Annotated in this window: 7 protein-coding genes; 5 read left to right on the forward strand and 2 right to left on the reverse strand. The window is 41.9% G+C overall.

Going from position 1 to position 6,487, the window contains the following annotated elements:
* Positions 1–150: 150 nt before the first annotated feature.
* Positions 151–945, forward strand: coding sequence for a hypothetical protein (locus AC13FX_RS03260; protein ID WP_482879025.1), 795 nt, complete (start codon positions 151–153; stop codon positions 943–945).
* A 369-nt stretch (positions 946–1,314) separates the two neighbouring features.
* Here AC13FX_RS03260 and AC13FX_RS03265 read toward each other — a convergent pair whose 3' ends face one another.
* Entirely contained in the window at positions 1,315–2,340 is a 1,026-nt protein-coding gene (locus AC13FX_RS03265) for an isoaspartyl peptidase/L-asparaginase family protein (RefSeq protein WP_482879026.1), read from the reverse strand.
* Between the two features lie 216 nt (positions 2,341–2,556).
* Here AC13FX_RS03265 and AC13FX_RS03270 point away from each other — a divergent pair, with 216 nt between their 5' ends.
* The 3 genes from AC13FX_RS03270 to AC13FX_RS03280 are packed head-to-tail and all read left to right on the forward strand — an operon-like array spanning position 2,557 to position 4,927.
* On the forward strand, positions 2,557–3,219 hold the full coding sequence (locus AC13FX_RS03270) for a hypothetical protein (protein WP_482879027.1): 663 nt from the start codon (positions 2,557–2,559) through the stop codon (positions 3,217–3,219).
* Positions 3,220–3,221: 2 nt separating this feature from the next.
* Entirely contained in the window at positions 3,222–4,253 is a 1,032-nt protein-coding gene (locus AC13FX_RS03275) for a sensor histidine kinase (protein WP_482879028.1), read from the forward strand.
* Positions 4,250–4,927, forward strand: a complete 678-nt coding sequence (locus tag AC13FX_RS03280; protein WP_482879029.1) for a LytR/AlgR family response regulator transcription factor — start codon at positions 4,250–4,252, stop codon at positions 4,925–4,927. Before AC13FX_RS03275 ends, AC13FX_RS03280 begins: the two co-directional genes overlap by 4 nt.
* A 203-nt stretch (positions 4,928–5,130) precedes the next feature.
* On the opposite strand, the gene AC13FX_RS03285 is transcribed toward AC13FX_RS03280, so the two are convergent.
* A complete protein-coding gene (locus tag AC13FX_RS03285) occupies positions 5,131–5,658 on the reverse strand; it encodes a YceI family protein (protein ID WP_482879030.1) in 528 nt (175 codons plus the stop codon).
* Between the two features lie 190 nt (positions 5,659–5,848).
* On the opposite strand from AC13FX_RS03285, the gene AC13FX_RS03290 reads away from it, so the two are divergent.
* Positions 5,849–6,259, forward strand: coding sequence for a DoxX family protein (locus AC13FX_RS03290; protein ID WP_482879031.1), 411 nt, complete (start codon positions 5,849–5,851; stop codon positions 6,257–6,259).
* The last annotated feature ends 228 nt before the right edge of the window (positions 6,260–6,487 follow it).

A 6,487-nucleotide genomic window follows, 5' to 3' on the forward strand; every position in this document is an offset into this window, starting at 1 on the left:
CTCACCTAAACATTAGAATTTCAAATTGATGGGTTTATTTACAAATCAGACAGATTAATTATCCACAAAAAGCGTTATTTTTCCACAAAGTATTGCATAACTATTCATAATTCTTTTCTTATAATAAACAGTAACTAATTGCCTGCTTATATGCCTCAGCATTTTGACGGTTTCGATGATGAACAATGGGATGAATTCAAGTGGGAAGCACACCTCAACGAAGTCGAGAGAAAGAGCGAACAGTTGCGGAAATTCATAGCCTCTGACCCTAAAGGCAACGTTCCGAGATGGATCACCCTCCTTAAGGAAAGTCAGGATGAGGATGATGCGTTTGAAGCTTATGTGGAAGAAGAGTTACTGATGGATGAAGCTTATTTTCCGGAAGATGAGGACGATTGGGATGAAGAAGACGAGGATGACTGGGATGACGAGGATTTCCTATTTGGTAATTCCGGTGATCACTTCATGGATATGGGTCCCGATAATGACGAGGATTACGATGATTTTGAAGATGGGGAAGAATGGAAAAGCCTGAGTGATGAGTACATGTACTCAGACTATTCGGATATTGATGATCTTGGAATATTCGTCGATGCCAAGGATCTGGCAGTTGATGTCCTGAAATGGGCTGAGACCATTCATCCAAAGTATCAAACCAAAGAATTTCAGGATTTTGTGGATGAAACACTCAAGATCGGTGCTAAGATCGCCGGCGGACATTCTTTCGGTTTTGAACCTGAATACATCGGGGCCAATATAGCTTATTCCAAAAAAGCCCTTAAATGTGCCAATCACGGTTTGGAACTGATGCCACTGTTCAAGAAAAAGAAACTGCTAAAAGCCCATCAATACCTGGATCTGCATGCCCGCCTGTTTGAGCTGAGAAATGATATTGGCGTATACATTCAGGAGTTGAGGGATCAATTCAGACTGGGGCTGGACTAGAGCCGTTGAATATCGAATATCCAATATTGAATACTGAATTTCGAAGTGTATTAAAACCAATTTTAAACAACCAAACTCACACACAAACAAGTCGTCATCCTGAGGCAACGAAGGACCTTGCCTATTCATAACTCCTTGCCCTAATCATGACTTCCTTGCGACTCGTTATGAAGGTCCTCCTTCGTAACGCCTTTTGTGAAGCTCCGGCTTCACATTTTTTTGAATGAACGATTCACCGATTTGCGATGGACCGATAGACCGATTTATATTCTCGTTCCATTCGCTACAACGCAGAGCGATCGTAGCGAGTCTTAAAAAAAGTATACAGCCCCCACTCAACACTAAAAACTAATCACTTAAAACTACCAACTACTCCCAGATACCAACCTCTTTATTTCCTTCGGAATCAGTAGCAGCGCGGAACATGGAGCCGGTGTTCGTTTTCATGGAGAAGTTGCCATATTTGTCCACAGCAATGAAGCCGGCATCACCGGGTTCAAGTACTTCATCCACCAGGTAATTCATAGATTCCTGCAAGGTGGCACCTTTTAGTCTGTAATACATAGCCAGGGTGTGAGCCGACACATTCAGCATGATCTTTTCGCCCCAACCGGTCGCTGAAACCGCTACTTCATCGTTGGCGTAGGTACCGGAACCAATGATCGGCACATCTCCAACACGACCATATTTTTTATTGGTCATTCCACCGGTGGAAGTCGCTGCTGCCAGATTTCCATTCACATCTTTGGCAACGGCTCCAACAGTTCCATATTTCCATGCCTTTTGCTCATCAGTTAATGGCAACAGACCGGATTGCCCCTCTTCCTCTTCAAGTGCTCTCTGTAGCGACTGATAGCGTCTTTCGGTATAAAAATATGAAGGGTCCACACGTTCTACGTCTGTCTCATCTGCAAATGTTTCGGCTCCATCTGCTGAAAAGAATACGTGCTTTGAATCTGTCATGACCTTACGGGCCAGGGAGATCGGGTTTTTCACGGTAGTTACTCCGGTGATAGCGCCGGCATTCAGGGTAGATCCGTCCATAATTGCCGCATCCAGCTCGTTGCGACCTTCAGATGTGAATACGGCACCTTTTCCGGCATTATAGAGTTCATTATCCTCGAGGTAATTCACGGTCTTCTCAATAGCATCCAGTGCTGAACCGCCATTGGCAAGTATCTCTGAACCAATTGACAGAGCTTCTTCCAGTGATTCCATATATGCTTGTTTACGGTCTTCAGGCATATCTTTGGAGACATATCCTGCCCCACCATGCAAGGCAATTGCCCATTCTTTTGCCTCCTGAGGTTCTGGTGTTGATTCCTCTGCCGGCTGACAAGCAGAAATAAGTATCAAGAGTGAGAATACGGAAACGATAGAGAGATATTTTTTCATAACGATCATTGAGTTTTGTTTTGCAGATTATACTGCACTCCAGGCGATAATTAAAGAAATGATTTGTGCTTTTACTGATTTTAGCAGCCAAACCCCTTTTATGGAACCTTTATTATGGTTCATTCATCGAATAAATCATGCCTTTCATCGAATATTTTTTCTTCCATTTAATATCTGCTGTTTCTTTATTGCGAACTCATAACAAATTACCGGATTATGACAACCTATATTAAACTTATACTTTCAACCTTGATGATCACCCTATTTTTAAGCGGGTGCTTTTTAAAATCCCTTCACCCTCTTGTCAATGAAGAAGACGCAGTGGCCGTTAATGGTATTACCGGAGTTTGGGAAAAAGAGGATCAACGGTGGACCTTCATCAAGGACGGAGAATATGAAGACCTGAGGATGACAGGGATCCAGGGTAATGCTGAATTTTCTATAACCATGACCGATGAAGAAACGGATCCCACTAAGGCCGGTCCTCATTCTTATATGATCGTTTACGAAGACTTAAGTGAAAGTGATATCGACTCCAGTTATTTCTTTGGGTCTTTTGCACAACTGGGCGGCGATCTATATCTGGATCTCTATCCTGTAGACTTTGGTTCACTCAACTTTGAAACCAGTCATTACCTGCCTGTTCACACCTTTTCAAAGATCATTTTAAGGAACGACAGCCTGATCATGAACCTTTTTAAAGACTCATGGATCGAAGAACAGATCACAGACAACCGGGTTCGGATCAAACATGAAAAGACCGAGGATTCTATATTGATCACAGCGGGCACTGAAGAGTTGCAGAAATTTATCATCAAATACGGTAATATGTCAGAAGCTTATCGTGACCCTATCAACCTCCAACGTGTTCAACCTTGAAAATGCTAAGAAACATAGTCAGGTCCCGAACCTTTCAATGGGCAGTATTCTGGAGTCTGTCTTTCTGGCTGACGCTGCAGATCTTTTCCCAAACCGAATCGGTCAGAATGCTCGACCTGATCTATGTTGGTTTATTTCATGTCCCCATGGTCTTTGCTGTTCACGTACACGATCAACTTCTATTCAAAAAGTACTTATTGAATAAAAAGTATTTGGGATATGGTGTAACCTTCTTCTTCCTTCTAGCGACCACTTTTTTCATATACCAGTTCAGCTTCAATGATCTATCCACCTGGCTCTTTCCTGATTATTATTTTGTAGCCCTATATGATCCGGTAGAGGTCATCGGTTTCAGCGTCATTTACATCTTTGCGTTTCAAATGATCGACATCACCAAAAGCTGGTTTTCACAGCAGCAGGACATTGCCCGATTGGCCCAACTGGAAGAGGAAAATAAAGAGGCTGAATTAAAAGCATTGCGGTCACAGGTCAACCCCCATTTTTTATTCAACTCACTCAATGCGATCTACAGCGAATCCCTAAAAAAGACGGATAAGGCCCCAAGGATGATCCTTCAATTATCCGATCTGTTGCGGTATGTGCTGGATCAGATCGGTTCAGACCGTGTAGATCTAAAAGATGAACTTGATTACCTAAGTAATTACGTTGAGATGCAACTCATGCGATTGAATGACCCTTCCAAGATCAAATATACTGTCAAAGGAAACCCGGGTGAGTTAACGATCGCTCCTTTATTGCTGATCAATTTCGTAGAAAATTGTTTTAAACATGCCGATCTTCAAAGTGAGGAAGGATATATCGATATTCATCTGAGTATAGAGGGCCATACGCTTGAATTTTCGGCCGAAAATACCATTCCTGTAAAAACCTATACATCATCAGAACTCAGAGCCGGCACCGGGATCGAAAACTCAAAAAAACGACTCGAATTGGCCTATCCAAATAAGTTTGGGCTCGAATTATCCTCAGATGATCATACCTTCAAAACCAACTTATATATGGAGCTCACATGATCAAATGCCTGATCATAGATGATGAACCCGCTGCAAGACACATTCTTCAAACCTATATCAAGGATTGCCCTGATACCGAAATAGCCGGAACCTGTCAGGATGCCTTAGAGGCCAGAAGCTGGCTGGATGCATATTCTGCTGATCTTCTATTTGTTGATATCAACATGCCCAAGCTGTCGGGACTTAGTTTTATAAAGACACTCAAGGATCCTCCTCAGGTCATATTATCTACGGCCTATTCCGAACATGCTATTGATGCTTTTGATCTTGGTGTCACTGATTACCTGCTTAAGCCCTTTTCATTTGAACGGTTCCTGAAAGCGGTTGATAAAGTAAAACAGAACGGCGAAAAACCGGATGTTAATAGTCCTGCGATCACCATTAAAGCAGATGGGAAATTATTTCGGATATTACATGATGATATCTTTTATGCCGAAAGTCAGGGAGATTATATCACCCTTCACTCTACCGATAAACATATAACGTTTCATCACACTCTTAAGGAACTGCTGAAAATATTACCCGGCGGTCAGTTTTGCAGAGTGCATCGATCATATGTCGTCTCCTTGTCAAAGATCGAGTTCCTTGAGGGAAACCAATTAAAGATCAGAAATACTTTGATCCCCATCGGAAAATCATATAAAGAAGAGTTCCTCCAAAAGTATACGGCATAAAAAAGGCATCTCTGTAATACCAAAGATGCCTTTCGGAGATCAAATAAACAATGATGTCAGGTCTTTTCGCTTTGATTCCCCTGATCTATTTTGAGATCCGGGTTAAACAGCTGTCATAGTGGTAATGATAGGATTCCCATTTTCACGGGAATGACCTATTCGAATTGCAGTGTTGAATTCTAACTGACAATCTTTTGCCCGGTTTACTCAGCTTCCACTACCTGCACGTTCATAAGCAGTTTAACTTCATCACCTACTACAACGCTTCCGGCTTCCGTTACGGCATTCCATTTAAGATCGAAATCCTTACGGTTCAGCGAACCATTGATCTCAAATCCGGCCTTTGTCTGCCCGTATGGATCTTCAACCGTTCCACCATGAGTCACATCAAGTGTGATCTCTTTGGTCACGTTACGAATGGTCATGTTGCCGGTCAATTCGTACTTATCACCGCTTGTGTTTTTAAATGAGGTAGACTCAAATTTCAGCTTTGGAAATTGTTCTGCGTTAAAAAAGTCATCTGACTTAAGGTGGGTATCTCTGTCGCCATTATTGGTATCAATACTATCGATGTCAGCTTCAAAAGTAATATTTGCGCCTTCAAAATTTTCACCTTCTATTTTGAGAGTGCCGGTGAATGAACGGAAATAACCGGTCACTGTAGAGATCACCAGGTGCTTTACTTTGAACTGAATTTCAGAGTGTGTAGGGTCGATATTCCAGGTTGCCATAATATTAATAATTTAGATTAGTATTAAATAGTTTAATGTTGAACTAAATATACGCACCCCTGGGTTAGTCTACAATAGATAAAAGTGATCAGACCGATCGAAGATTTTCAAACTTTGAGGTATGCGATGCTAATAAATTGCCTAATTTTTATTTTATTGTTTTAAAATTAAACCAATAATTTACACTGACATGTTCAAAAAGTTAATCTCTACCGACCTAAGTAAGTTCATTGATGTTAACCTCTCTATCTTGCTGCTGCGCTTTGGTGCGGGCGCTATTTTGTTCACGCATGGTCTCCCCAAGTTAATGAAGGTGTTCTCCGGTGACTTTTCATTTGCTGACCCGATCGGATTGGGGCCTGAACTCTCCCTGATCCTTGCAGCTTTTGCAGAAGGAATCTGCAGCCTTTTTGTATTGATTGGCTTCGGTACTCGCCTTTCGTCTTTGATCATCGTCATTAACATGTCAGTTGCCCTGTTTTTTCAGCATGCCGGAGATCCATTTAGCCAAAAGGAAAAAGCATTGCTCTTTCTCCTTTTGTTCATGGTCACCTTTTTTACCGGCGGCGGTAAGTATTCCCTGGATAAGAGGATGGCGTAGGGGTTAGTGATTAGTGTTTAGTGTTTAGTTTTGAGTTTTGAGTGGGGACTGGGGACCCTCAGGAATATTGAATATCCAACACGGAATACCCAATATCGAAGTGGATCCTGTAGATCATTCTTCTGATCCTGTAAATTCCGGTTCAAAACGAGGCAGTAACCAAAGCCCATGCTTTGCTATCAATTTTGCCAGACATAAATTGCGTCCTTCTCCTTGCGAAGGAGAAGA

It is taken from the genome of Gracilimonas sp. B-17 (genome assembly GCF_056857935.1).